31 protein-coding genes are annotated in these 25,498 nt (G+C 23.6%); 28 read left to right on the top strand and 3 right to left on the bottom strand.

Annotated elements, in window-relative coordinates; genetic code table 4:
- Nucleotides 1-14 precede the first annotated feature (14 nt).
- Entirely contained in the window at nucleotides 15-926 is a 912-nt protein-coding gene (locus AACK81_RS04145; protein WP_338962911.1) for a BspA family leucine-rich repeat surface protein, read from the top strand.
- A gap of 32 nt (nucleotides 927-958) precedes the next feature.
- Here AACK81_RS04145 and AACK81_RS04140 read toward each other — a convergent pair whose 3' ends face one another.
- Nucleotides 959-2,224: a rod shape-determining protein gene (locus AACK81_RS04140; protein ID WP_338962909.1), complete on the bottom strand. Its 1,266-nt coding sequence runs from the start codon at nucleotides 2,222-2,224 to the stop codon at nucleotides 959-961.
- 279 nt (nucleotides 2,225-2,503) lie between these two features.
- Between AACK81_RS04140 and AACK81_RS04135 the strand changes: the two genes are divergently transcribed.
- The 24 genes from AACK81_RS04135 (at nucleotide 2,504) to AACK81_RS04020 (ending at nucleotide 19,577) form a co-directional block, all read left to right on the top strand.
- A complete protein-coding gene (locus tag AACK81_RS04135; RefSeq protein ID WP_338962907.1) occupies nucleotides 2,504-3,286 on the top strand; it encodes a fructose PTS transporter subunit IIA in 783 nt (260 codons plus the stop codon).
- Nucleotides 3,246-4,673, top strand: a complete 1,428-nt coding sequence (locus AACK81_RS04130; RefSeq protein ID WP_338962905.1) for a PTS fructose transporter subunit IIC — start codon at nucleotides 3,246-3,248, stop codon at nucleotides 4,671-4,673. Before AACK81_RS04135 ends, AACK81_RS04130 begins: the two co-directional genes overlap by 41 nt.
- A gap of 9 nt (nucleotides 4,674-4,682) precedes the next feature.
- On the top strand, nucleotides 4,683-5,021 hold the full coding sequence (locus tag AACK81_RS04125; RefSeq protein ID WP_338962903.1) for a hypothetical protein: 339 nt from the start codon (nucleotides 4,683-4,685) through the stop codon (nucleotides 5,019-5,021).
- A gap of 250 nt (nucleotides 5,022-5,271) precedes the next feature.
- On the top strand, nucleotides 5,272-5,577 hold the full coding sequence (locus AACK81_RS04120) for a hypothetical protein (protein ID WP_338962901.1): 306 nt from the start codon (nucleotides 5,272-5,274) through the stop codon (nucleotides 5,575-5,577).
- A gap of 741 nt (nucleotides 5,578-6,318) precedes the next feature.
- A complete protein-coding gene (locus AACK81_RS04115) occupies nucleotides 6,319-6,639 on the top strand; it encodes a hypothetical protein (protein ID WP_338962897.1) in 321 nt (106 codons plus the stop codon).
- 199 nt (nucleotides 6,640-6,838) lie between these two features.
- The gene (locus AACK81_RS04110) at nucleotides 6,839-7,789 is read left to right on the top strand and encodes an IS30 family transposase (protein ID WP_338960236.1); all 951 of its coding nucleotides are present in this window, start codon (nucleotides 6,839-6,841) and stop codon (nucleotides 7,787-7,789) included.
- 102 nt (nucleotides 7,790-7,891) lie between these two features.
- Entirely contained in the window at nucleotides 7,892-8,056 is a 165-nt protein-coding gene (locus tag AACK81_RS04105; protein WP_338962895.1) for a hypothetical protein, read from the top strand.
- Nucleotides 8,056-8,406 carry a hypothetical protein gene (locus tag AACK81_RS04100; protein WP_338962892.1) on the top strand — a complete coding sequence of 117 codons (351 nt, stop codon included), beginning with the start codon at nucleotides 8,056-8,058 and terminating at the stop codon, nucleotides 8,404-8,406. The genes AACK81_RS04105 and AACK81_RS04100 overlap by 1 nt, the downstream gene beginning before the upstream one ends.
- 2 nt (nucleotides 8,407-8,408) lie before the next feature.
- Nucleotides 8,409-8,873 carry a hypothetical protein gene (locus AACK81_RS04095; protein ID WP_338962889.1) on the top strand — a complete coding sequence of 155 codons (465 nt, stop codon included), beginning with the start codon at nucleotides 8,409-8,411 and terminating at the stop codon, nucleotides 8,871-8,873.
- Nucleotides 8,874-8,875: 2 nt separating this feature from the next.
- On the top strand, nucleotides 8,876-9,169 hold the full coding sequence (locus tag AACK81_RS04090; protein ID WP_338962887.1) for a hypothetical protein: 294 nt from the start codon (nucleotides 8,876-8,878) through the stop codon (nucleotides 9,167-9,169).
- Nucleotides 9,170-9,172: 3 nt separating this feature from the next.
- Nucleotides 9,173-9,334 carry a hypothetical protein gene (locus tag AACK81_RS04085; RefSeq protein ID WP_338962885.1) on the top strand — a complete coding sequence of 54 codons (162 nt, stop codon included), beginning with the start codon at nucleotides 9,173-9,175 and terminating at the stop codon, nucleotides 9,332-9,334.
- Nucleotides 9,334-9,576 (top strand): hypothetical protein, encoded by a 243-nt coding sequence (locus tag AACK81_RS04080; protein ID WP_338962882.1) that lies wholly within the window; start codon nucleotides 9,334-9,336, stop codon nucleotides 9,574-9,576. The genes AACK81_RS04085 and AACK81_RS04080 overlap by 1 nt, the downstream gene beginning before the upstream one ends.
- A gap of 5 nt (nucleotides 9,577-9,581) precedes the next feature.
- On the top strand, nucleotides 9,582-9,779 hold the full coding sequence (locus AACK81_RS04075; RefSeq protein ID WP_338962880.1) for a hypothetical protein: 198 nt from the start codon (nucleotides 9,582-9,584) through the stop codon (nucleotides 9,777-9,779).
- Between the two features lie 3 nt (nucleotides 9,780-9,782).
- Nucleotides 9,783-9,968, top strand: coding sequence for a hypothetical protein (locus AACK81_RS04070; protein WP_338961813.1), 186 nt, complete (start codon nucleotides 9,783-9,785; stop codon nucleotides 9,966-9,968).
- Complete coding sequence (locus tag AACK81_RS04065; RefSeq protein ID WP_338962877.1) at nucleotides 9,968-10,792, top strand: hypothetical protein; 825 nt, start codon at nucleotides 9,968-9,970, stop codon at nucleotides 10,790-10,792. The genes AACK81_RS04070 and AACK81_RS04065 overlap by 1 nt, the downstream gene beginning before the upstream one ends.
- A gap of 16 nt (nucleotides 10,793-10,808) precedes the next feature.
- Nucleotides 10,809-10,967, top strand: a complete 159-nt coding sequence (locus AACK81_RS04060) for a hypothetical protein (protein WP_338962874.1) — start codon at nucleotides 10,809-10,811, stop codon at nucleotides 10,965-10,967.
- Between the two features lie 40 nt (nucleotides 10,968-11,007).
- Nucleotides 11,008-11,196 (top strand): hypothetical protein, encoded by a 189-nt coding sequence (locus AACK81_RS04055; protein ID WP_174480113.1) that lies wholly within the window; start codon nucleotides 11,008-11,010, stop codon nucleotides 11,194-11,196.
- A gap of 16 nt (nucleotides 11,197-11,212) precedes the next feature.
- Nucleotides 11,213-11,587, top strand: a complete 375-nt coding sequence (locus AACK81_RS04050) for a hypothetical protein (protein WP_338962871.1) — start codon at nucleotides 11,213-11,215, stop codon at nucleotides 11,585-11,587.
- A gap of 18 nt (nucleotides 11,588-11,605) precedes the next feature.
- On the top strand, nucleotides 11,606-12,787 hold the full coding sequence (locus AACK81_RS04045; RefSeq protein ID WP_281748638.1) for a hypothetical protein: 1,182 nt from the start codon (nucleotides 11,606-11,608) through the stop codon (nucleotides 12,785-12,787).
- Between the two features lie 14 nt (nucleotides 12,788-12,801).
- A complete protein-coding gene (locus AACK81_RS04040; protein ID WP_338962866.1) occupies nucleotides 12,802-14,520 on the top strand; it encodes a hypothetical protein in 1,719 nt (572 codons plus the stop codon).
- A gap of 3 nt (nucleotides 14,521-14,523) precedes the next feature.
- Nucleotides 14,524-16,221: a hypothetical protein gene (locus tag AACK81_RS04035; RefSeq protein WP_338962863.1), complete on the top strand. Its 1,698-nt coding sequence runs from the start codon at nucleotides 14,524-14,526 to the stop codon at nucleotides 16,219-16,221.
- Between the two features lie 4 nt (nucleotides 16,222-16,225).
- The gene (locus AACK81_RS04030; RefSeq protein WP_255495889.1) at nucleotides 16,226-16,348 is read left to right on the top strand and encodes a hypothetical protein; all 123 of its coding nucleotides are present in this window, start codon (nucleotides 16,226-16,228) and stop codon (nucleotides 16,346-16,348) included.
- Nucleotides 16,349-16,366: 18 nt separating this feature from the next.
- Nucleotides 16,367-17,599, top strand: coding sequence for a hypothetical protein (locus AACK81_RS04025; protein WP_338962860.1), 1,233 nt, complete (start codon nucleotides 16,367-16,369; stop codon nucleotides 17,597-17,599).
- Nucleotides 17,550-19,577 (top strand): hypothetical protein, encoded by a 2,028-nt coding sequence (locus AACK81_RS04020; RefSeq protein ID WP_338962857.1) that lies wholly within the window; start codon nucleotides 17,550-17,552, stop codon nucleotides 19,575-19,577. The genes AACK81_RS04025 and AACK81_RS04020 overlap by 50 nt, the downstream gene beginning before the upstream one ends.
- Here the strand turns inward: AACK81_RS04020 and AACK81_RS04015 are convergent, their stop codons facing one another.
- Nucleotides 19,578-19,859 (bottom strand): hypothetical protein, encoded by a 282-nt coding sequence (locus AACK81_RS04015; protein WP_338962856.1) that lies wholly within the window; start codon nucleotides 19,857-19,859, stop codon nucleotides 19,578-19,580.
- Nucleotides 19,860-20,009: 150 nt separating this feature from the next.
- Nucleotides 20,010-21,716, bottom strand: coding sequence for a hypothetical protein (locus AACK81_RS04010; RefSeq protein ID WP_338962854.1), 1,707 nt, complete (start codon nucleotides 21,714-21,716; stop codon nucleotides 20,010-20,012).
- A 63-nt stretch (nucleotides 21,717-21,779) separates the two neighbouring features.
- Between AACK81_RS04010 and AACK81_RS04005 the strand changes: the two genes are divergently transcribed.
- The 3 genes from AACK81_RS04005 to AACK81_RS03995 all read left to right on the top strand — a co-directional run bounded on the left by AACK81_RS04005 (nucleotide 21,780) and on the right by AACK81_RS03995 (nucleotide 25,401).
- Nucleotides 21,780-22,940, top strand: a complete 1,161-nt coding sequence (locus AACK81_RS04005; RefSeq protein WP_338962852.1) for an Mbov_0401 family ICE element transposase-like protein — start codon at nucleotides 21,780-21,782, stop codon at nucleotides 22,938-22,940.
- A 990-nt stretch (nucleotides 22,941-23,930) separates the two neighbouring features.
- On the top strand, nucleotides 23,931-24,251 hold the full coding sequence (locus tag AACK81_RS04000) for a hypothetical protein (RefSeq protein ID WP_338962897.1): 321 nt from the start codon (nucleotides 23,931-23,933) through the stop codon (nucleotides 24,249-24,251).
- Nucleotides 24,252-24,450: 199 nt separating this feature from the next.
- Complete coding sequence (locus AACK81_RS03995; RefSeq protein ID WP_338960236.1) at nucleotides 24,451-25,401, top strand: IS30 family transposase; 951 nt, start codon at nucleotides 24,451-24,453, stop codon at nucleotides 25,399-25,401.
- Nucleotides 25,402-25,498 lie beyond the last annotated feature (97 nt).

The following is a 25,498-nucleotide window of genomic DNA, read 5'->3' as shown; positions in this document are numbered from 1 at the left end:
GAAGGATGAAAAAAATGAAAAAAATATTGACAGCATTAAGTGTTTTAACACTTGCATCGGTTGCAGGAAGTTTAACTGTAACTGTTTTAAACACAAATTCACAAAAAAATGATGTTTTAAATAATAAAACTCAACAAGATACAATTTACATTGATAAAAATGGCAAACAAATAACAACTAATGAAAGAGATTTATCAAATATAAATAGTAAAGAAATTGTTCAAATTGGTTTTTATAAAAATGATCAGGGAGAAATTCAAGTTGTTAATATGCCAAGAACAATTGAAAAAGTACCTAATCAATTACCATCAGAAATTACATCTTTACAATTTATGTTTATATTTTGTGAAACATTTAATCAAGATTTATCATCTTGAGATACTTCAAATGTTACGAATATGAATTGAATGTTTCATGGTGCTATATCTTTTAATCAAAATATATCAAATTGAGATGTATCTAATGTAACAGATATGGGTGGTATGTTTTGAAATGCAGCATCTTTTAATCAAAATATATCAAACTGAAATGTTTCAAATGTAACAGATATGAATTGTATGTTTGATAATGCAAAAGTTTTTAATCAAAATCTTTCAAAGTGAAATACATCAAACGTAATAGATATGAGCTATATGTTTACTTTTACTTCATTATTTAATCAAGATTTATCATCTTGAGATACTTCAAAAGTGACAAGTATGAGCTATATGTTTGATAGTGCTTTATTATTTAATGGAAATATTTCAACTTGAGATACTTCAAAAGTAAAAAGTATGAATGGTATGTTTTTAAATGCAATATCTTTTAATCAAAATATATCAAATTGAGATGTATCTAATGTTATGAAATACGAATGTTTTTCTTTTGAATCAGGAATTGATAACTCAAAAAAATTACCAAAGTTTAAAAAATTTTTAATAATTTAAAATACTAGTTAGTTTAAAATTTTTATAGTTTTTTATCCTAAATCTTCGTCCTTTATTAGAATTTCACGACTAGGATTTTGTTCAATTATTAATTGTTTGTAAATTGTATCACGATATTTTACACAACCATCAATAACATTATCTAAAGGATTTGGAGCAGTCCGCACTTCAAAAAGATCTCCTTCATATTTTTGACGCATTGGTTTTGTACCTTTTTCAGTTTTAACTTCAATATAATATTCTTTAGCTAATTCTTCTTCAATAAATTTATCAACTTTTTTAATATAAGCTCCACCACCACAAATTGTGATTCCCTTACCTTTTTTCTTTAAATCACTAATACTTCCAGCAGCCTTGTCACCAGCAGTTCTTAGTACTCTACGAATGGCTGGAATAATATGTTCTTTGAATTGAACTTGCATAACATTTTCACGAATTTCTTCTGGTGTAATTTCAATAGTTTTAGAAATTGACATTGTTTCTCCTGGCTGAGAATTTAATCTAGGTAATGAAAAACCCGAAATTGTGTATGGTTTTTCATCTTGATATTTCATAAGTGAACCAATATTTTTAATAACATCTTCAGCTTCTTTTATTCCAACTTTTAAGGCATGTTTTTTTATAATATATTCTTGAACTTTTTGTATTAAATAGTCACCAGCACAATGTGTTGTATATGAATATAATATTGAATTATTACTAATAATAGCAACATCAGTACTGCCACCACCAATATCAATGCACATAATTGCACTTCCAAAAATATCTTGCCCTGAACCTAAGGCTGCCATTTTTACTTCTTCTTGTACAAATCCACGGAGTGCTCCTAAACGATATACAATATTTTCTAAAGCTTCTTTTTGTACTGAATTAATTTCACTTGGTGTTGCCATCAACACAATCAAGTTACGATTTTTATCTAATTTTTCATCTTTTTTTATAGAGTTGTTTTTACTTTGTTTTAAATCTTTAATTTCAAGTCTAAAATCTTGAAAAATCTTAGTAAGAATACGTTGTAAAGCATCTGGATCAGCAATATTACCATCACGAACTGGACGTTTAATAATAACGTTTTCATTTGTTTTGTCAGTTAAAGCCTTAGCCTCTTCACCGTAAAGAATTCTATTTTTTTCATAGTCTTCAGCTAAATAGGTTGGAGCATCATATCTAAGACCTATATTAATATGTCTAGCTTTAAAGTTTTCGGTTCCGATATCTAAAGCTAATCATTGATAATCAGTTATTGATTTAATTTTGTTATTTTTCTGATTTAAATTTTCTTTTCTTGTTTTAAACATTTCTCTAATTTTCCCTTTCTTTAAATACTTAAATTTTATCTAAATTAATTTTACATGATTTTATAAATAAGTTATTTATATTAATTTATAAGGAAATATGGGATTAATGTTGATAATTTTTATTTATTATATTTTGTTTAAAAAACAGCAAAAACTTTGAAGTATGTAATATATCTAATTTTATAAATATTAAATTTAATTGAATAAATAGTTAAAAATATATTTTAATTATCTGAAAAAATCTCTGGTTTTTATTAAAAAAAGGAGATAAAATAATCATTGGAAAAGAAGGTAAAATTGAAAATAACTAATGATTTATTAAACAACTCACATATTATTTTTGAATCTAATATTAAAATTCAAATAGAAGCACTAACTAAAATTACTGATTTGGCATTTTCATTAGGTTATATTACTAATCGTGATGAATTACTAAAAGCATTTCTTGCTCGTGAGCAAGAATCATCAACGGGTTTTGAAGGTGGAATTGCAATTCCACACGCTAGAATTAAATCAATTAAAAAACCTGCAATTCTAATATTATGTAATAATAATGGTATTGACTGAAAAGCAATAGATGGACAATTAACAACTTTTATTATTGCTTTAATAATTCCTGAAACACAAGCAGAAAATTTACATTTAGATATTTTAAGTACACTTGCAATCAAACTTGTAAATGAAGATTTTCGTAAAAAATTAAAAAATGCAACAAATTCACAAGAAATAATATCACTTATTAATGATGAAACAGTTAAAAACTGTACTAAAAAAGAAATAAAAACAATGAAAAATAAGGAAACAAAAAAAATTGTTGGAGTTTCTTCTTGTACAACTGGAGTAGTTCATACTTACATGTGTAAAGAATTATTAGAAACCGCAGGAAAAGAACTAGGCTATCAAGTACATATTGAATGTCAAGGTCAAAAAGGACCAGAATATGTACTAACAGAACAAGAAATTAAAGAAGCGGATGTCGTTATTTTAGCAACAGATGTTGCAATTGACTTAGAACATTTTATTGGTAAAAACATATACTTGTGGTACAAAACCAATAGTTAAAGATGCTAAACAAACTATTAAAGAAAATTTAACAAAAGCAAAAATATACGGTGAAACCAATGGAAATAGTGGTGATTTCATTTTAAATGCTTCGAAAGGTAAACCAGCAATTTTAAAACATTTATTAAGTGGAGTATCATATATGATACCATTTGTTGTTTTTGCTGGTTTAATTTTTGCTATTGTTGGTGGTATCGCAAAAGGCACTTTTGGTAATGGATTTGAATTTAAAAATTCATGAGAAGAACAACTTGCTTGATTAAAAACAAATCCACCGGGAGTTAATTCTGGATTAATTGGTGGTACAACACTAATGCATGTATTAATGATTATCAATAACATTGCTGGTATTGGCTTTACATTGATGATACCAATCATGGGTGCTTATATTGCTTATTCAATCGCAGGACGTCCTGGTATTGCTCCAGCAATGATTATTACATTTTTATTAGTATCACCTGGTACGGGAATGTGATTTGGATGAGGAGTGTTTAATCTTACTGCTAGTTCTAAAATTGATGCAAGTCAACCTTTTCAGGGTAATGCTAATGTTTCATGAACATTATTTGGTGCTCTTTATGGAGGACTAATGGCTGGTTATTTAGTTAGATTTGTAAATTCATGAAAAGTGCCAAAATGATTATTACCAATTATGCCAATTATTATTATTCCTGTTTTTTGTACAGCAATTATTGCAATTCCAACCGCTTTCTTTTTAGCAGTACCGTTTGGATATGTAATGGGTGCATTGGATTATGGTTTAAGTTGAATGGGGTTACATCCAAATATAGGGTTTTTAGTTGGATTATTATTAGGAGCAATGGTTGGATTTGATATGGGTGGTCCAATTAATAAAACAGCTGTTCTTGTTGCAACATCATTAATGGTACAAGATGGTGGTCGATTAATGGGACCAGTAGCAGCAGCGATTCCGATTGCACCATTGGGTTGTGCATTAACATCAACAGTATTTAGTCGTAAATTATTTACAAAACAAGAACAATCATTAGGGTGAAATGCCTGATTATTAGGGTTTATGGGAATTTCTGAATCTGCTATTCCATTTGCAGTGAGAGATACATGAAGAACAATAGTTGCTAATGTTATTGGTAGTGCTGTTGCGGGTGCTTTAGCATTTGGTTTTGGTGTACTTGGTCATGTTGGGGCTTGAGGTTCTTTTATTATTGCTTTATTTGGTGGTGTTACTAATATTGATGGTAGTTATATTGGTATTTTATGATATGCAGTAGCTATTATTATTGGTACGGTAGTACAATCTATTATTTATACTTCACTTTTATTGCAAAAGCAAGGATTATATAGATCTTCAATTTTAACGTTATTAAATAAAATTGGAATTAAAACTAAAAATAAAAAAAGAAAATAATATTAATATATGAATAATAAAAAAAATTGATGATTTGAAAATCAATATAGTCGAAGTACAATAACTATTGATGATAAAAAAATAACTATTTATCATAAAGGATTAACAACTTTTAGTTTAAAAAAACAAACTAAAAATACTATTATGATTAATAATATTAATTATTTAGTTCTTAGAAAGCCAACTTTTTGACAGTGTGGATACCTTTATTTTGTTTTAAAAAATGAAATTGAAAAAACTAATAATCAAGAAATTTTATTATCTAATTTATGTATAGCCTTCAAACGAAAAAATGAATTTAAAGAAGCAGAAGAAATTAAGAGTATTATTGATAATTTAATTATTTAAACTAAAAAAGCATTTTAATGTCAATATCGAGTGAAAATTTCCCAAAAATATTTATAAAAAAATAAATTATTTTGGAAAGTTACAGTGTTAAATAAATATAAACACGAATTCCAAATAAACGTTAAAAATTTAGCTTTAAATTTTGATTTGCGAACTTTTTTTTGTATAATTTAATTAAGTTTAATATAAGTTTTTAACTCATTGCTTTAATTTCAAAGTAAATGAGTTTTTATTTTGAAAGGATGAAAAAATGAATAAAAATTTACAAGAAGAATATGAATGAATTAATAGAGAATTGAAAAAAATAATTATTAATAAAAATCAATTTACTCCAGAAATTATTAGTAATAGAGTTAATTTAGCTCAAACTACTATTGTTGATATTAATGAAAATTTAAAAAAACAAAAGATTAGCAAATTTAAAAAAATTAGTTATTCAATATTGAAAATATTTACTTTTGGAAAAATTGATAAAAATAAAATAATTAAAGAAAAAAATGATTTTTTTATAAAAATATCAAAAGAACTTTTGGGAGCGTGTCGAAGATGTCGGTAACTAAAAAGTTTTAAAAATAGCTCCTTTCTTTTTTTACCCTTGAATTAAAAATAAATGACAAAAGACGAGAATAAAAATCTTGTCTTTTTTTGTGTAATTGTAAAATTTTAAAATTTTTATTATTAACATCCTTTAAATATCTACTACACGCAGTGACCAAGTAGGAGAAAGTTAATAATTAATAACCCTCTTTAACGCTATTATCAACACGTGTTAGGGAACTAAAAAAGTGAACTACAACACAGTTGTTAAAAATAGTAGCTAGAACATGTGGACTTGCATGGATAAATAAAAAGTGGAGTGATACCTAATAAAATATACTAACCATTAATGGTAATTCTTGGGGTGGGAGCGAATTGGAAACTAGTATATATAGACCTGTTGTAGGGACCTATTGTATTAATTCTATTCTTTATTTAACCAACCTTGCCACTCCCCAGTGAGCAAGTGTTGGTTTTATTTTTTATTTTTTTTGAAAAATTTTTTTGGGCGAGAAAATAAATTTCAAACTTGTAAAAAAAATTGAGCGGTGCCGGTTCAATTAAAATATTAATTTATTAAACATAAATTAAATAAATATTGAATCGAATGCCTCGATTTCTTTTTAAAATTTCACAATTTATTTTTGAGCCCAGAATTGCTGGAATGAATAAAACGAATAGTAGTATTATTAATAATCTAAAAATCAAAATATATGTTCTTTATGCTAGAAGCAACAGAACATATTAGGAAAGGATTATTATGCAAATAGAATTTAAAAAAGAACAAATTGTTAAAGATAGACCACAATCTATTCTTATTGATTATGGTGAATATAAATTACAATGTCCAAAATGAATGGTTAAAAATAATAGTTTTATTGCTGATGATAAATATACATATTGAGTTTTTAATTTAGAAAATATTAAAAGAGAATTAAGTGGTAATGAATTAATAAAATTATTAGAACCATATATTAAAGACCAAAAAATAACTGTTAATAAACCAACCGCTCCAAAAGAATATTATCTTAATGATATAAAACTTGAACCATTAAAATTTTATGAACAGCATAATAGTTAATTTATCGGTGAAATAACAGATAACAAAACTAAAATTACTAATCCTTGTTTTAAATATAACATTACGTGAGAAGAAAACAGAAAAGATTTTAAAATGCTGAGTTATACTTGTAAGTGCAAGTAAATAAAATTGCAAAAAATTCTCATATAAAAATTTCATAATGCTAAATTTAGTTTAGAAAAAAGTAAGGAGTTTTTATATGAGTTATAAACATCTTGGCATAGATGAAAGGATTTATATTGAGAATCAATTGAAATTTAAATTTAAAATTAGTGAAATAGCTAAAAATCTTAATCGAAGTATTAGTACTATTATTCGAGAAATTAATAGAAATAAAGATAATAATCATTATTTTTCATTAATTGCACAAAATAAAGCTGAAAATCGAAAACAATCACATATTAGTTTTCATAAGTTTAAAAATAAGAATTTAGTAAAATATGTACAACAAAAATTACTATTAGGTTGATCACCTGAACAAATTTATGGCAGAATTAAAAATTTTCATAAAGAGTGAGTTATTAGTTTTAAAACAATTTATACTTGAATTTATTTTGGAATGCTTGATAAAGTTACTAGTAAAAATTTAAGAAGAAAAGGTAAAAAACGAAAATCTAAAGAAAATCGTGGCAAGTTTAATGGTAAATCAATTAAAGAACGAGATATAAATGTTAATGATCGTATAACACTTGGTCATTGAGAAGGAGATACTATAGTATCATCACGAGGTAAAAGCAAATCATGTTTAATAACTTTAGTTGAAAGAGTATCACGATTTACTTTAGCAATATTAGTTAAAAACAGAACTACTAAAGTTATTAATAAAAATGTTAGTTATTATTTATCAATTCTTCCTAAAAACATTGTTAAAACTATTACTTTTGATCGTGGCAAAGAATTTTCAAATTGACAACAACTTGAAAAAAATTTAGATATAAAAATTTATTTTGCCAATCCATATTCACCTTGACAAAGAGGTACTAATGAAAATACTAATGGTTTAATTAGAGAAAAATTTCCTAAAAAATTTATTTTTTCAAAAACTAATAAAAATGAAGTTCATAAATTTATATTGTCTTTAAACCAAAGACCAAGAAAAATACTAAATTATCTTTCACCAATCGAATATTTGGATAGAAAAATAATTTAGTTGCACTTACCTTTACAATTTAGCAAATAAATAATCCATATAAACATGATGATTTACCAATTAATTATTTAGTTACTTCTTATAAGGAAATTTCAACTCATAATGAAAAAGTATTTTTGTTGAACATGTAAACAACATAAATTAGATTATTTATTCTTTAATACTAATGATATAAAAACAAGAAAAAACTTTTTAAGAGACAAAAACGGTAAAGCAATTTGTTATGACTGTATCTTAAATGTTAAGTTAAGTAGGGGGTATAAATAATGAATAAAGAAAAACCATTTGCTGTTAAAGACCAAGAAATTATTAATGAATATAAGAAAAAACGTAGTAAAGAAATAACAGAAGAACATTTAAATAATATAGAAAAATTAAGAGAAGATTTTAAAAAAGAAATTATTAATAAATATAAAGAAAAATTAAAAAAAGATTTTAAAAAAGAAGTTATTAATGAATATAAGAAAAATTTAATTTGTTCATTAAATATATTTTTAGGTCATTATATAGAACAATACAAAAAAGAAAAAGAAACATTTTATCAAAATCAATTAAAAGGTTCAGTTGATATTATTGAATTATTAATTAATAAAATAAAATCCAAAGAATTTGATTAATAATGCAATATGACTTAATTATTGGAATTGACCCTGCTGGTATTGGTAATAATGGAATTGTTATATATTCAAATGAAACTAATAATATTATTTTTAATGAAACATTCAATACATTAACTGTTTTATGAACTAAAAATATTTATAAAGAAAAATTTCAATTAATTAAAGAAAAATTTATTGATAAAAAAATATTAGTTATTGTAGAAAATTTCTTTTTAAGTTCAAAACAATTATTAACTAATCCATTAGCAACCCCTAAAATTATTGGTGCATTAATGGTATTAGTACAAGATGTTATAAATTGAGATTATCTAGAAAGTGAACCAAAAAATAAAACTAAAATAGAAAATTATAAAGGAAATATAAAATTAACAAAACATGAACAAGATGCTTATAAACATATTCAATATTATTTAAAAAATCATAAAAAAATATTAATTTTTGATAATTATTTAAGGAAATTATAAAAATGAAAGATAAAACAAATTATGTCAAATTAACAGTAAAACTTAGTAACACTATTGAAGCAAAATATTACGAAAAAGGTAATAAAGAATTATATTATAGTGTTCGTGGTCAATGAAATGGATTAAACTATGTTACTTTAATTTTTAATAAACCAAAACTTTATAGACGCTGTATTTTATTAAACAAAAACGATGAAATTATAGTAACTGGTGAAATCTTTAATACTTTAAATATTCAAAAAAATCGTGCATTTTGTTCAATTAATGTTAAATGATTTAAAAAATGAAAAGAGTAAAAAATGATATTATGAGAAATTTTATTAATAGTACCAATATTAATAACCAGCATAACACTAATAATATTTTTATTATTTATTATTAAAGAATTAAAAAATGAATATAAAGTATTAAAAATATTAAGTGAAATTGCTAATCAAATTGAAAATAAGGAGAATAATTAATGATAATATTACCTACTTTGTTTGAAAATAAAGATGAAATTGAAATATTATCACCATTTCCCAAAGCAATTCATACAAGTAATGATATTAGAGCAATTATTTTAAGACAATATCCAAATGTTAAATCAAAACACATAATTGTTTCTGACCCAGAAAGTAATGTTGCATTAATAGTTGGTGATAATGATGTTTATCAAGGTTGAATTAAAGTAACAGTTAAAAAATTAGAAATTAAAGGATAATAACCATGACTAAGCGCGAATTTTTAATTAAATGAAATGTAGACGAAAAATTATTTTTTATTGATAATGTTGAATTTTGTACAAGTGAAACATGTGTAATGTTTAATTGAAATGATAATTATTTAATGATTGATTATCATTCAAAAGAGATGAAAAAATTTATAGAACTATTAAATGATTTAAAACAAATTAAAGGAGAATAAATTATGTTAGATGAAATTTTAAAAGTAATTTTTGATAGAACAGATAAACAAGAATTAATTTATATGATAGAAAGATTAATTCTTGTTACTAAAAATCCATCAGAAACAAAAAAATGACTTATTAAAGAATTTGATAAAAATCATTATGTTTTAGAAAAATTATTGAATATGAACGGAGAAGTTAAATAATGCCAAATGAAAATACACAATCAAATTATACTTTAACTAAATTAATTAGAACTGGAATAAGTCCAATTTGTGCAATGATTGGTACAAGTGCTTATTATGGTCAAGTAATTGCAAATCCAGTATTAGGTTCAATTAATAGTTTATTATTTGGTAAAAAATTAGGTTTAGATATTTGAAATTTAAATCAAAGACCAAATACTAAAACTAAATTAATTAATAGTTCTAAAAAAATAGCATTAGGATTAGGAACAATTGGATTAGCAAATTATAGTAAATGAACAAAGAATAATATTACTCCAATTATTCCAACAACACCAATGCCAATAACTACTACAACTACAACTGAGGGTCCTCCATGATTACTATTAAATAAACAAGAAAATCAGTCATTAATGGATTGAGATACATATATTAGTTTAAATGCTTATGGTATATCAAATCTTATTAGTGGATTAACTGAGTTAATACCTAATAAATTTGAAACAATAAGAAAGATTTGTAATATGGCAACTGGTGGATGTTTAATATCAAGTGGTGTTGCTATGGGTATTAATAATGATTTTAATAATGCTTATGCAGTACCTACCATAATTGCTGGTGCAAGTGAAATAATCCATAATTTACTACCTATGGAAACAACTAATCATATTCAAGAAATGCAAGAAACATCATTTAATAATGAAACTTCAAGATTAATTAATGATAATAGATTTTCAATTAATAGTGAAACAACCAGTCAATATGGTAGTGATAATATGAGCGAAGTACCATTAAATCATGATAATGCTTCACTAAATTGAGATTATAATCACATGAATTTATAAAGGAGGTGAATAATTTATGAATAAAGAAAAATTACTTGAATATTACAATGAAAAATTAAAACAACATGAAAAAGATTTAGAAGACATACGACTGAATGAACGTTTAATTGCAAATCTTTTAATAGATGCAAAATGTATGATTGAAAGAATTATTAAAGGTGAATTTGATGAATAATCAAAAATAAACAATAAATAATCGAAAGGAAAATATTGAGATGAAAGAATTTTTACATGAATTAATAATTATTGGAACAAGTGTTGGAACATTAATTTGCAGAGAAATTATTGTTTTATTAAAAAGATTTATCACAACTCCAAAACATGTTAGAGCAAATAACAAAATTATCAAACATCAAAAAAAATTAGCAAAATTAAATGAAAAGATTAATAAAGAAAATAAATAAAAAAGTGGTGATGTAAATGTTAGAAAATGAAAATAATGTTCAACAAACAACTGAACCTTTAACTGAAAATAATGCTCAACAAGAAATAGAAAATAAAGTTAATGAAGCAGAAAATAAGTTAAATAAACTTAATCAAGAAATTAAAGAAAAAGAAATAATTAATATATTTAAAAAATATCAAGTTAAAACTGAATTTTATGATTATTTAAAATTTACAACAAGTAATATAGAAAATTCAAAAATTGAAGAAACTATTAAAAAAATGATTAAAGAACAACCAGTATTTAAAGAAATAATTAATACAGGTGGTAAACAACAAACAATAATAACAAATCAACAAAATTCAATAAAAAGTACATTATTGGATTATAAAAAAAATAATAATTTATAACAGAAAGGAAATCAAAAAATGGCAATACAATTCAATAAAAATTTAGATAATACCGAAAAATTAGTAGAAGCACCAGAGTTTATAGAATTTTATAAACAATCAAATTCACCATGAGCAAGTTTTTTTCCTATCGAAATGGTTAATTCAACAAAAATTGAATTTATAGTTAAAAAACCAAAAAATTCAGAAATTAAAGTATTAAAATGAAATGATAAAAGCAAAGGATTAGATGTTAGTTATGCTGAAACTGTTAAAATTTTAAAAGAAATTAAAGAAGAAGCGGTTGCGGGTGAAATAATTGCTAATGTTGATTTAAATGCTGAAAATGGACAAAATTTATTAAATACAATGCAATATGAAGTTGCTAATGACTTAGCAGATTATTTAGCAAATAATGATACAAATGTAATTGCAAAATATGCAACTAAAATAGACATTACTGATAAAACACCATTAGGATATTTAAAATCAATGTTAGATGCTTGAAATACTTTATTTCAACTAAGAAATAGTAATAATTGTCGTTTTTTTATTACTAATAATCTTTATGATACTATTGTTTATTTAGCCAATAACAAAGGTCTAATTACTGATAATCAAATTGCTCAACAATTAAGATTAAATGGAAATGATTTATACATCAAAGGTGTACTATGTCAAATTGTAATGGATGATTATATGACATTTACTGATAATAATGAAACTAAAATTATGTCTTTTGTTTTAGCAACACCAAGAGCAATGAAAAGATATATGTTACAAAATACAGTTGTATATGTTCAAGATATTGCTGATGGTAAAGTTGGAAGAAGATATTTAGTTGGTGGAGAAGTAACTGGTGAATCAATACCCTATATAACAGATGAAGAAACAACTTCACGCTGAATGTTATGTGCAATTGTTAATAATGATAAAAATGATTTAAAAACTAAAATTACAAGTTTAACAACTGATATTACTGCAAATGTTAATAACAATAATAGTGAATTAAATACACAAATAAAAAGTACTAATGAACTTAAATCATTAAATCCTAATTTAACAAATCCAACTATTAAATATTTTAGTGATGCACAAGGAAAAACTAATGTAAGTAATCAAAAACAAAAAGCAGGTGACTTATATATAACCATTACTGCTAATGTTAATGACTTAAATTATAAAGGAACAACAAATCCAATTAAAATAACTCTTAAATAAAGGAAATTAATATTATGCCAATCGGTACAACTAGTACAGCAATACTTTTAAACATAAATAAACCAAAACATACTAGAACAAGTAACCAACAAGAAAATAAAAGTTTTTGATGAGAAATTTTAGAAATGATTGGTGTACAAGTTATAGCAGTAGCACTTGCTCCTTTTACTGGTGGATTAAGTGAAAGTGTAGCCCTTGGATTAGGTGCAAGTGATTTAATTGCTAGTATTAGTGCTGTTGGTGTAGAATTTTTAACTGATTTTACTATTAATCAAGTTTATGATTATTTAAAAGGAAATCTAACACCATTAAATACTTTTTTTAATATATTACCAGCATTTGCTGGACTTAATAAAATTAGTCGTGGTTATCGTACAACTAAATTTATTAAGTTAGCACAAAAAACTAAAACATTAGAACAAGTTGGTATTAAAGAAGCAAAAAACTTACAAGAAATTATTAGTCAAGTAAGTGGAAAAGAAATTTTAACAGATAAAATTATTGGTAATAAACGTTATTTAATGAATTATAGTTTTACTCCTAATCGTGAAACAGTATTACGAGATTTAGGATATGTTGCTGAAAGACAATATAAGAATAATTTTCAAAAACTAGAAACAGAAAAATTAATGGAACACTTATTATTACAAAATACATTAATAAAATTAAGTCCACAATTAACTCCTAAATTTAAAATTAAAGATATTGAAAAAGCAAATAACTTTTTAAAAAAATTTAATACTGATTTAAAAGAAGTATTAAAAATGAATCAACATGATTGATTAAATTTAGTTCATACAATACATACAGAAAATAGATATGGAAAAACTTTAATTTTAGATTTACAAAAAATTCGTGCTAATGCTATTAAATTTAATTTTAAAAATAATGTTATTCATCAACTTGTTTTAAAAGCAAATCAAACTTTTAAATATTTTGATATTAGATTTTATTTAAAAAAAGGTTTAAATAAATTTTGAAAAGATACACCATATTTTGAAAAAATACGAGAAAGTATATATAAATTACAAGAAAAATTTGAAAAGTTAGAAAAACAAGTATTTGAAAAAATTCAGAAATTAAAAGAAAAAGCAACTGATTTATTTACTAGTGCAGAAAAAAGAGCAATTAAACACGCACAATTAATTCCATTAAATTCACCAGTATTTATGGGTTGTAAAATTCAACCTTTGTCATTAGATAAATGTGCAATTACTATTTATCATCGCAATCCTAAATATAAACCAATTACAGTTGTTGATAGTATTCTTAAAGCAAAAACTTTTGTTACTCAAATACATCCATTCCATTGATATCGTTGATATAGTGGTTGATACATTGGTTATGGAGTTAATCAAAATAAATGATTAAAAGCAATAGCATTTGCTCCACCAGTGGTGCAACAAGTAATTAGAGATAGTTTTAAAGTATATAGAGAAATATTTAGAACTATTAGAACTTATCATAAAGTAGTAAATGTTATTAATAATCCTATTGAAAATATTAACAAATCATTTAAAAATGTTGGTTTAAAATTTAGTGTTAATACTTTATTTGGTACTGGATTATTACATCATTTAGAAAAGTTTGCATATAGTCAAGTTGTAACAAAAAGTAAGAAAAAAATAAAAAAAGGTAAAAATAAAATACAAAAAGAAATTGAACATATAACACATAAAAAAACAAAAAAACATACTCATCATTATAAACAAGCATTTTTTAAGGAATGATAAAATATGATTAATAAACTTTGAACTGGTGTCAGTCTTGAAAATTATAATAACTGATATCCATTAACTGGAAAAATTACAGAAACACCACAGCAATACATACAAACATGACCTAATGTTAATGATTGATTTAAAACTTTTGCTATTCGTGCTCAAAATGATATTAATGCTTATCTTGGTTTTATTTTATCGAAATTTCCTTTTGATAGTTTCAAAGATGAATTAATTAAAGAAACATTAAGAGATATGGTATATGTAACCACTGAACATTGAGTTTTCAATCGTACACCGATTGAATTTAATGTTGATGCTACTATTCAGTTTAATAATGGTAGTCAATTTAGTGCAAGTAGTATTCCAACAATTAATGTATGAGATTTAGCACCAAGTAGAATGAAAATATGGGCAAGACTAACAGAATTAAAACAAATATTATCAAATTATAATGATGATGAAATAGATGTTGAAAAAATTGATTTAAAAGCATTTTATACTAGAAATCAAGTTGATGAATTAATTGAACAACAAAAAGAATTTACATTATCAAAACAAATTAAATTATATGATGATTTAGTTGATGATAATGAAAATGAAATATATAGAGGTCCTGTTAGTAAATTTATTAATAAAGGTTATGTTGCAACAGATTATGATAAAGAAACTGAAACAATGATTTTAGATTGACCTGATGAAATTGGTACATTACCACCCGAAGCACTACAAAATAATCCACAAATTGGTGATTATACACATGCACCAACTTGTGATTTTTCTGCTAAACAACAGAAAAATATTACAGCCTTAACTAATAATAAACAAAATAAATTAATTACTGGCCATGGTATTAATCTTACAGAAGATAATGTAATATCTGTAAGTTCTTATTTGGTAACACCACAAGATTTTTTAAATAATCCACAATGAGAAGAACAAAAATCAATGATTTTAACAAGAAATACATATTATCAAATTTTTTGGTCACCTAATATGTCAAACAGTCAAGGACTTAAAGGAGTATTTTTCTTTTATGGTGCAGTACCAACAGCCCATAATGTAGCTATTGATTCAGCAGGTTATTACTCAAATTCTACTAATGAAATTAAAGCTCATTTAAGTGTCCAACCTGAAAATGATGAATTAATACTATCATATTTTGATGGTAATTCTTGAATAGTAACTAATCTAGATGGAAATAAACTAGGAACTAAAATATATAAGCCTAAGACAAATAATAAAATTTATAAAATTAAAAGTAATACATTAGATATTAATTCACCAAGTGTAATTAATATAGATAAACCTATAAAAATTAATTCAAAAAGTTTAGAAACTAATGAAATAGAAGAAAATAATTGAGATATTGAATTAAAAGATATTCCTCCAAAACCAAGTCCAAGTCGTTCAAATTGAAAAGAAGTAGGAACAAGAGAAAAAAGTAAAATAGGTAATTGACAAATTACTTATGATTTTCAAGAGAATAAACATTATAGAGTTTATTATTCTTGAAGTATATATAATCCAGTTTATAATATTTTAGAATTTTTTATAACTGATAAAAAAACGATTAGTGTACCAATGCACACTTATAATGATAGTACTAATATAATAATTTTATCTCTTAATCAATCTAAATTGATTACTATTTTTACTGTAAAAGGTTCAAGAAATGGTAATGTATGAAAATTAGAAGAATTGCAGGAATAATATTATGTTTTTTAAAATAATAAAAATTATTTTAGGTTTAATTGGAGTTTTATTATCTTCTGCAGTTGCTGGTTTAATTATATTTATTATAGTAAAAATTGTATTAAAAATTAATCAAATATTTTAAAGAAAGGTGGTGAATATTATGTTAGGTAGATTTTTAAGAAAAGATAAAAGTACTAATAATGAAGAAAAAACTAAATTAACTTTTTTAAAAGGTAAAAGTACACATGCTTCTATTTTAAGTTATTTTGGTTTTAATGATTTTAACCATGAAACTTATTTTACTGATTTTGTAGCAGAAAATAATGCTAATTTATATAATGCTCCATTAGAAATAAATAATGAAACTATTAAACAATATTTAATTCAACAAGAATTTTATAGAAAAAATTGAAATTCTATTTTTAAATTAAGTAAATTAGGAATTAGTGGTTATTTAATTTTTATTGCTAATGATGATTTATATTTTCAAGTCGTTGATATACAACAAAGAGTTTATGATATTACTGGTAAATTAATTCAATGTACTATTTTTTATGATAGTTATGAACAAAATGCACAAATGGTAAGATTATTTGAAATTTATACATTAAATAATGAACAAGTAACAATTAATCGTGCAATTTATAGTATTAGTGATAATAAAAAACAATTTCCATTAGATTTTAAATCATTCATTAATAATCCTAATTTAGCACAAGAACAAACACTAAATATTAACTATATACCAATAGCAATTATGAGAAATAAAGCAAATGAGCTAGCAGATTGTAATAAAGTAATGGATAAAATTAAAGCATTAGATGTTATTTATGAACAAATTGTTTTAGATACCATTTTAAATTCACCTAAATTTATATTTAGTCAAACTTATGGCAATGTTCAATCTTTAATAGAAGACGCAGTAAGAACTTTGGTTACTAAAAATTACATATTTAAAAGTGGTGGAGATAATAATGAACAAAATGAAAATATTAATATGACAAATAGTAATTTTAAAGGTAAAAATTTAACTGATATATACGATTGAAATGTTAATGAAATATTTAAACGTTGTGGTATTCATATACCAAGTCAAAAGAAATCAGCACAACAATCAGTTCCAGAAAGTACAGCTGTAAATATTTCAACTATTAATTATATTGAACAAAAATTATGACAATTTAATATTGATATTCTTAAATTTATTCAAATATTAGTACGTTTAGATAAAGACTTATTAAATAGTAAAACATTTAATATTAATGATGAACAAGAAATTAATAATTTAACAGTTAAGTTAAAATTATTTAATCCAGAAAATAACCAATTAATAGGAGAGAACAATGGAAAACAACAACAAACCACAAACGAAGTTTCCACAGAAACAAACTAAACTTAATCAAGCAGAAGTAGAAAATGATTATTTAATTGATAATATTCCTTATGACTTTACTAATATGATGCGCGCTACTAGTGACCCAGATATTAATAGAGCATATGATGAATTTAAAAAAAGAACCATATATATTTATGAAATTGAGCGTTTATTTAAAAATAATGAAAATAATAGTTTAAGATTTTCAGCAAATACTATTAAAATTGGTTTTATTGATATTGATAAAGTATTAAAAACTATTGCTGTTGAAACATCAGACTTTACTATGCAATTAAATCAAAGAGCAAGTACTAATATTAATGACAATACAATTGAATATAGTATGACTGATATTAAAAATTTAATATTTCAAGAAATAAATTTATTAAATCAATTTAAGTTATATGCTGTATCTATTAATGAACCATTAACTGAAAATAATATTGATAATTTATATATCATTAATAATTATTCACAACCTTATCAAAATCCAAAAACAAGAAGTACTAAAAGTATAACTATTATTAAAATTAAAGATTTTAAAACAAGAGATGGTTATCCAATCATTATTAAATTACAAAAACCATTAGATAAAGATACAAAAGTTATTGGTTTAAAAATTAAAGCCCCTAGAAGCATGATTTTTGGTAATATAAAGGTACTTGGTGAAATTGACAATATGGAAGTATACCCAAAGTTATTTGTTAAAGATAAGATAGCATTTCCGCTATTATCAATGCCTATTGAAACTCAGCCAAAAGTTAGAATATTACAACAATGATTTAGTGAACAAATATTACCTTGAAATTTAGCAAAAGAATTTATAGGCCAAGAAAAATCAGTTTTAGATTTGATTAAAATTAGTAGTGGAACTGAAACAAGAAGAGAAGTTATTAAAAACGCAAGAGTGACACATGCTTGATTAGGATATGAAATGGGTACTGTTTGAGATGGTAAGTGACCATTAAAAAAACAAAAAGAATTAAAAGATAAAGAAGTTTGAAATTTTGCTGGTGAAAGTCAATTTTATCAATATGTTGCAACCAATAATAGATTTGATGATATTGAAATTGAAATAAAAGATGCACCAACTAATGATAGTTTACAACAATTATTATTAGATATGCTAAGTTATACATATAATTATAATAGGAATTTTGATGGTGCAACATATGATGATAAAGGTGTTCCAGACAATGAAATTGCAAAGTTAAGAGCAAAATTTGAAGGACAAAAACCAGAAGAAGTAATAACTAATTTATTTAAACAATGAAAATTGGATTATCCAAATTATATAAATTTACCACAAGTTCATATTTTTAAGAAACTAGTAATTATGTTATCAAATAATATTTATTCAATTATGTCAATTAATAAAGGTTTAAATGATGATAATAAAATTTTGTTACCCTATTATTTTGAATTAAAATCGAGTCCAATAAAACCTACTGGTAAAGATATTTGAAGATTTAAAGATACCAAAGTTATATTAAAATCTGAGTATTTTGATTTTACAGATATGAATAACATTAAACTAAGAAATAATGATATTAGTCAAAATGAATTATTTAAATTAGACGATAATCAATTTAATTGATTATCTATAACCAATGAACTAGAAACTAATAATATACCTTCATTAATTCCATCAGATTTAACATTAGCAAATGGTGAATATGGAAAATATTTTACAAAATTAATCATTAGTAATAATAAAATTGAAAATGCTTTAAATTTATATGGTTCAAATAAATCTCAATTATTTTCTAAATTGGAATTTTATAAAGAAATATCACAAATTGATAATAATAGTGAATTTGAATTACAAATCGAAAATCCGATTAATAATCTAAATCGGATTGAAATTAGTGGAATATTTGGTGCTGAAAATTATGATTTTATTTTAATAACAGATAAACAAGAAATTGATTTAAAAAATATTAATTTATTCGATAAATATAATGAAAATATTTCTTATATTAACTTAGAAATTTAATTATTCAAAATAATTATTTGTGTAAGTACCATCTCATTTTATATCTTCATCATGATGCTTAATTTTTGAAAAATACAATCTAGTTTTATCAGGGCTATATCATTTATTTCATCAAATTGTAGTATCACCATATACTCTTTCACCATTTGGTTTTAAAAATGAATTTTCCATATTATGGGTAAGCACCCCCCCCATGATTAATCCAATTGTTCCAGTTGTAGCACCAGTTAATGCTAATACTAATGTTATTTTACTTAAATTTGTTTTTATTCATGTTTTCATATTAAATTACTCCTTTTTTCCTTGATTTTACTTATAAATTGTACTATTTTTGATTATTTTTACAAGTATGCTTTTAAATACAAAATAACGCCTAAATTAAAAGCGTTTATTTTGTGAGACCTATACTATTAATAATATTGAAATTATTTATTATATAGCAAATGTGAAGATACTTTTTTTCACAGTAGCATTATTTTTACCCCTAATTACATTTTTATATGGATATAGTGCATAAAATAATGCATCATATGGGTCTTGATACATATTTCTGTCAGGAATGTTAGTTTTTGTTTCATCATAACGTAATTCTTCTAAACATTGAGTAGTTTTTGGTAAATCATTTTTATTTGCATAAAAGTTTCCATAACTCATAATATTTCTCATTCAAACTACTCTATTAGTTAATCCGGCTTCTTGATTTAAATTTGAAGCATGTTTAATAGCAGTTTGTGTTATTAAAATTGTATTTTGTTCATCTATTAATTTTTGATTTAATCAATCCATGGCAGTTCGTGCTTTATCATCATAAAAATAAATTGCTTGTTCAAAATTTTCAAAATTATCCATTAATCCTAAAATTTCATTAACATAAGCATTAATTTTTTCATTTTCATTAATAAAATCATTTGGAGTAACTACTAATTCACAAATAATATAAGCATCATAATAACCAGTATTATTATATTCTTTAAAACCAACTACCATAAATACAGTATGGTCTTTTGGTCCCGTAGCTCAATCAATACCAACACTATAAAAATCAAATTTATACATTTCTTTTTCTTGATTATAAAATTGTTTTAAGTCATATGATTGTCAATATTTTACAGTTTTTTGAAATGGAAAAATTGTTGCATCACTATCTAAAAATTCAAAACCATAAAAAACAGTATTAAATTCATCAGGATTACTTTTTTTCATTTCTAATAATGTTCTTTTTTGAATATCTGGTAATTTATTTCAAAACGGTTGAATAGTAAATCTTAAAACAAATAAACCTAAACCACTAAACATATCTTGATTTTCATAATAAATTTTGCCAACTTTTTTAAGATTTTCCATCACTTTATCATTTAATGGTAAAAATGGCGTACAGTATTTTAAATAAAATGGATGGTATTTATCATAAGGATTACATGTAAAAGTAATAAAAAAACTTTTATAAAAATAGCGAGTAATCTTTTTTCCAAAATTAGGACTATATATATTTTTATCAATAAACGTTCAACTTCATTCTTTAATAGGTTCTTTTGATACTTTAATACGATTACTTCTAAACATAGAGTTTTGTAAACGTTCATATCGATATGTTAATTGTTTTTCTGTTAGTGTTTCTTTTTCTTCTGCCATAATAATTTCATCTGTTCTTGAACCTAAAAAACTTGACCCACCTGCTTCTTTTCCAAAAATTTTATTACCATTAGCATAACCAATAAAGTCAATTTGTTGATTATTAGGAAAAATAATACATCCACCATCCTTAGTTATTTTTCATTTAATACCATGTGGATTATTAGGTAATAAATTAATATTATATTTATCTAATAAAACTTGACAAACATTCATTAAAGCACCAATTGTAGTTTCACTATGAGTATTTTCATATCTTCTTACTTCTTGAACACTACTATCACTAAAATTACAACATATAAATAAATCAAATGCTAAACAATTTCAAGTTTTTCTTGTTCCCCGTGCAGTTGGAATAAAACGATAAAAACAATTAGTAGTAAAATATTCTGCTCATTCATCACCAACAAATTGTTTAAAAATATCTCAACTAAAACCATAATTATTATCACTAAAATTAAGATTATATTTTTTATTTAATTGTGCATAACTAGTGATAAAAGCCATATTTACTCCTTATTAACATATATAAGTTAAAATTAAATTATTTAAAAGAAAGGAAAATTAAAAATGATAAAATTACCATTTCCTAATCATTTTGATTGAGACAAACACTATTTTAATCAAGATGAATTAAATTTACAACAAACAGAAGAATTATTTGCAAAAATAGATGATTATTTATGAAGTATATGTGATAAATCTGAATATAAATCATATAGATTTAGAAAAAGAAAATTAAAAACAAAAAAAGGTTTATTAAATTATAAACGACGTATTTGTATACATTATAACCCAAAAACACAAAAAAAGGAATTTGTTTCATTGCTAGATAACTATCTTGGTGTTAAAAAGTATAGTAAATTAGCACCAGATGTTATTAAACAAATTTTAAAATATTTTGCTGATGATAAAAAATATCGTGATGTTTGTGATACTTTTATTGAAGATTTAATAAGTAATAGTACAGTTTGTAGAACATATCAAAAATTTGAATTACCAAAAGCAAATATCCCTAAAATACTATTGCAACCAAATCAAACTTTATATATAAATATTGATGATGGGCATAGAAAATTTAAGTTTAATGAAAAACACAATACTAAAAATTGTAAAAAATATTCTATGAGATTATTAGTATTTTGTACTGGTAAAAAGAAAAATGGAAAATTAATTAATAAAAGAGCTGTATGTAAAATAAGAGTATCAAAAACAGAAATTGGTGCAGAAAAAACAGCTAAATTTATTCAAAAATATGGTAATTTATATTTTGAAAACTTTGACCAAGCAAATTTAATAGTTTGTGGTGATAGTGCAAAATGAATTAGAAAAACTGCTACAATTTTAAATGCTAAATTTATTTTAGATAAATTCCATGCTTTTCATGTTTTATTTCTTGGTATAATGGCTGGAAGAAGAAAAAATAAAATTGCTAAATTACACTATCAAAATGCAATAACTTTATTTGAAAAAGGTCAATATTATGAATTAATTGATTTTTTACAATCATTAACTTTGCAATATAAAAAATTAAAAGTTGGTTATTTTATTAATGCAAAAGATGGTGTATTAAACCAAGCACTAGTTGAAAATATTGGTTGCTTTACTGAAACTAATATTAAACAAATTTTAAAGCATATGATTGGTGATAGAACTTATAACATTGATATGTATACAAAAATGGTTAATTTTAAATGCTATCAAATAAATACTGCCATCCAGTTATTATAAATTAAAATTAAAGATTTTAAAAAACCAAAAATAAAATAAAACTTATTAAAGATGCTTTAATAAGAATTTTTGTGTTATAAAAGTAAGTATTATTGTTGACTAATATTTTTCAAGTGTTAAGATTAACATACAATTGCATATTGAAGTCAAAATTATTCTCGTCTAACTTTATAATTTTAAGACAAATTTGAATATTATTGACAACATCGGTACGCTCCCCTTTTGGGAGCGTGTCGAAGATGTCGGTAACTAAAAAGTTTTAAAAATAGCTCCTTTCTTTTTTTACCCTTGAATTAAAAATAAATGACAAAAGACGAGAATAAAAATCTTGTCTTTTTTTGTGTAATTGTAAAATTTTAAAATTTTTATTATTAACATCCTTTAAATATCTACTACACGCAGTGACCAAGTAGGAGAAAGTTAATAATTAATAACCCTCTTTAACGCTATTATCAACACGTGTTAGGGAACTAAAAAAGTGAACTACAACACAGTTGTTAAAAATAGTAGCTAGAACATGTGGACTTGCATGGATAAATAAAAAGTGGAGTGATACCTAATAAAATATACTAACCATTAATGGTAATTCTTGGGGTGGGAGCGAATTGGAAACTAGTATATATAGACCTGTTGTAGGGACCTATTGTATTAATTCTATTCTTTATTTAACCAACCTTGCCACTCCCCAGTGAGCAAGTGTTGGTTTTATTTTTTATTTTTTTTGAAAAATTTTTTTGGGCGAGAAAATAAATTTCAAACTTGTAAAAAAAATTGAGCGGTGCCGGTTCAATTAAAATATTAATTTATTAAACATAAATTAAATAAATATTGAATCGAATGCCTCGATTTCTTTTTAAAATTTCACAATTTATTTTTGAGCCCAGAATTGCTGGAATGAATAAAACGAATAGTAGTATTATTAATAATCTAAAAATCAAAATATATGTTCTTTATGCTAGAAGCAACAGAACATATTAGGAAAGGATTATTATGCAAATAGAATTTAAAAAAGAACAAATTGTTAAAGATAGACCACAATCTATTCTTATTGATTATGGTGAATATAAATTACAATGTCCAAAATGAATGGTTAAAAATAATAGTTTTATTGCTGATGATAAATATACATATTGAGTTTTTAATTTAGAAAATATTAAAAGAGAATTAAGTGGTAATGAATTAATAAAATTATTAGAACCATATATTAAAGACCAAAAAATAACTGTTAATAAACCAACCGCTCCAAAAGAATATTATCTTAATGATATAAAACTTGAACCATTAAAATTTTATGAACAGCATAATAGTTAATTTATCGGTGAAATAACAGATAACAAAACTAAAATTACTAATCCTTGTTTTAAATATAACATTACGTGAGAAGAAAACAGAAAAGATTTTAAAATGCTGAGTTATACTTGTAAGTGCAAGTAAATAAAATTGCAAAAAATTCTCATATAAAAATTTCATAATGCTAAATTTAGTTTAGAAAAAAGTAAGGAGTTTTTATATGAGTTATAAACATCTTGGCATAGATGAAAGGATTTATATTGAGAATCAATTGAAATTTAAATTTAAAATTAGTGAAATAGCTAAAAATCTTAATCGAAGTATTAGTACTATTATTCGAGAAATTAATAGAAATAAAGATAATAATCATTATTTTTCATTAATTGCACAAAATAAAGCTGAAAATCGAAAACAATCACATATTAGTTTTCATAAGTTTAAAAATAAGAATTTAGTAAAATATGTACAACAAAAATTACTATTAGGTTGATCACCTGAACAAATTTATGGCAGAATTAAAAATTTTCATAAAGAGTGAGTTATTAGTTTTAAAACAATTTATACTTGAATTTATTTTGGAATGCTTGATAAAGTTACTAGTAAAAATTTAAGAAGAAAAGGTAAAAAACGAAAATCTAAAGAAAATCGTGGCAAGTTTAATGGTAAATCAATTAAAGAACGAGATATAAATGTTAATGATCGTATAACACTTGGTCATTGAGAAGGAGATACTATAGTATCATCACGAGGTAAAAGCAAATCATGTTTAATAACTTTAGTTGAAAGAGTATCACGATTTACTTTAGCAATATTAGTTAAAAACAGAACTACTAAAGTTATTAATAAAAATGTTAGTTATTATTTATCAATTCTTCCTAAAAACATTGTTAAAACTATTACTTTTGATCGTGGCAAAGAATTTTCAAATTGACAACAACTTGAAAAAAATTTAGATATAAAAATTTATTTTGCCAATCCATATTCACCTTGACAAAGAGGTACTAATGAAAATACTAATGGTTTAATTAGAGAAAAATTTCCTAAAAAATTTATTTTTTCAAAAACTAATAAAAATGAAGTTCATAAATTTATATTGTCTTTAAACCAAAGACCAAGAAAAATACTAAATTATCTTTCACCAATCGAATATTTGGATAGAAAAATAATTTAGTTGCACTTACCTTTACAATTTAGCAAATAAATAATCCATATAAACATGATGATTTACCAATTAATTATTTAGTTACTTCTTATAAGGAAATTTCAAC

The sequence above is a fragment of the Spiroplasma endosymbiont of Lasioglossum villosulum genome (assembly GCF_964020195.1).
In the GTDB taxonomy this organism is placed as follows: Bacteria; Bacillota_I; Bacilli_A; order Mycoplasmatales; family VBWQ01; genus Spiroplasma_E; species Spiroplasma_E ixodetis_A.
Note: the sequence above shows the minus strand (reverse complement) of the source record. Positions and strands in the feature narration are given on the sequence as shown.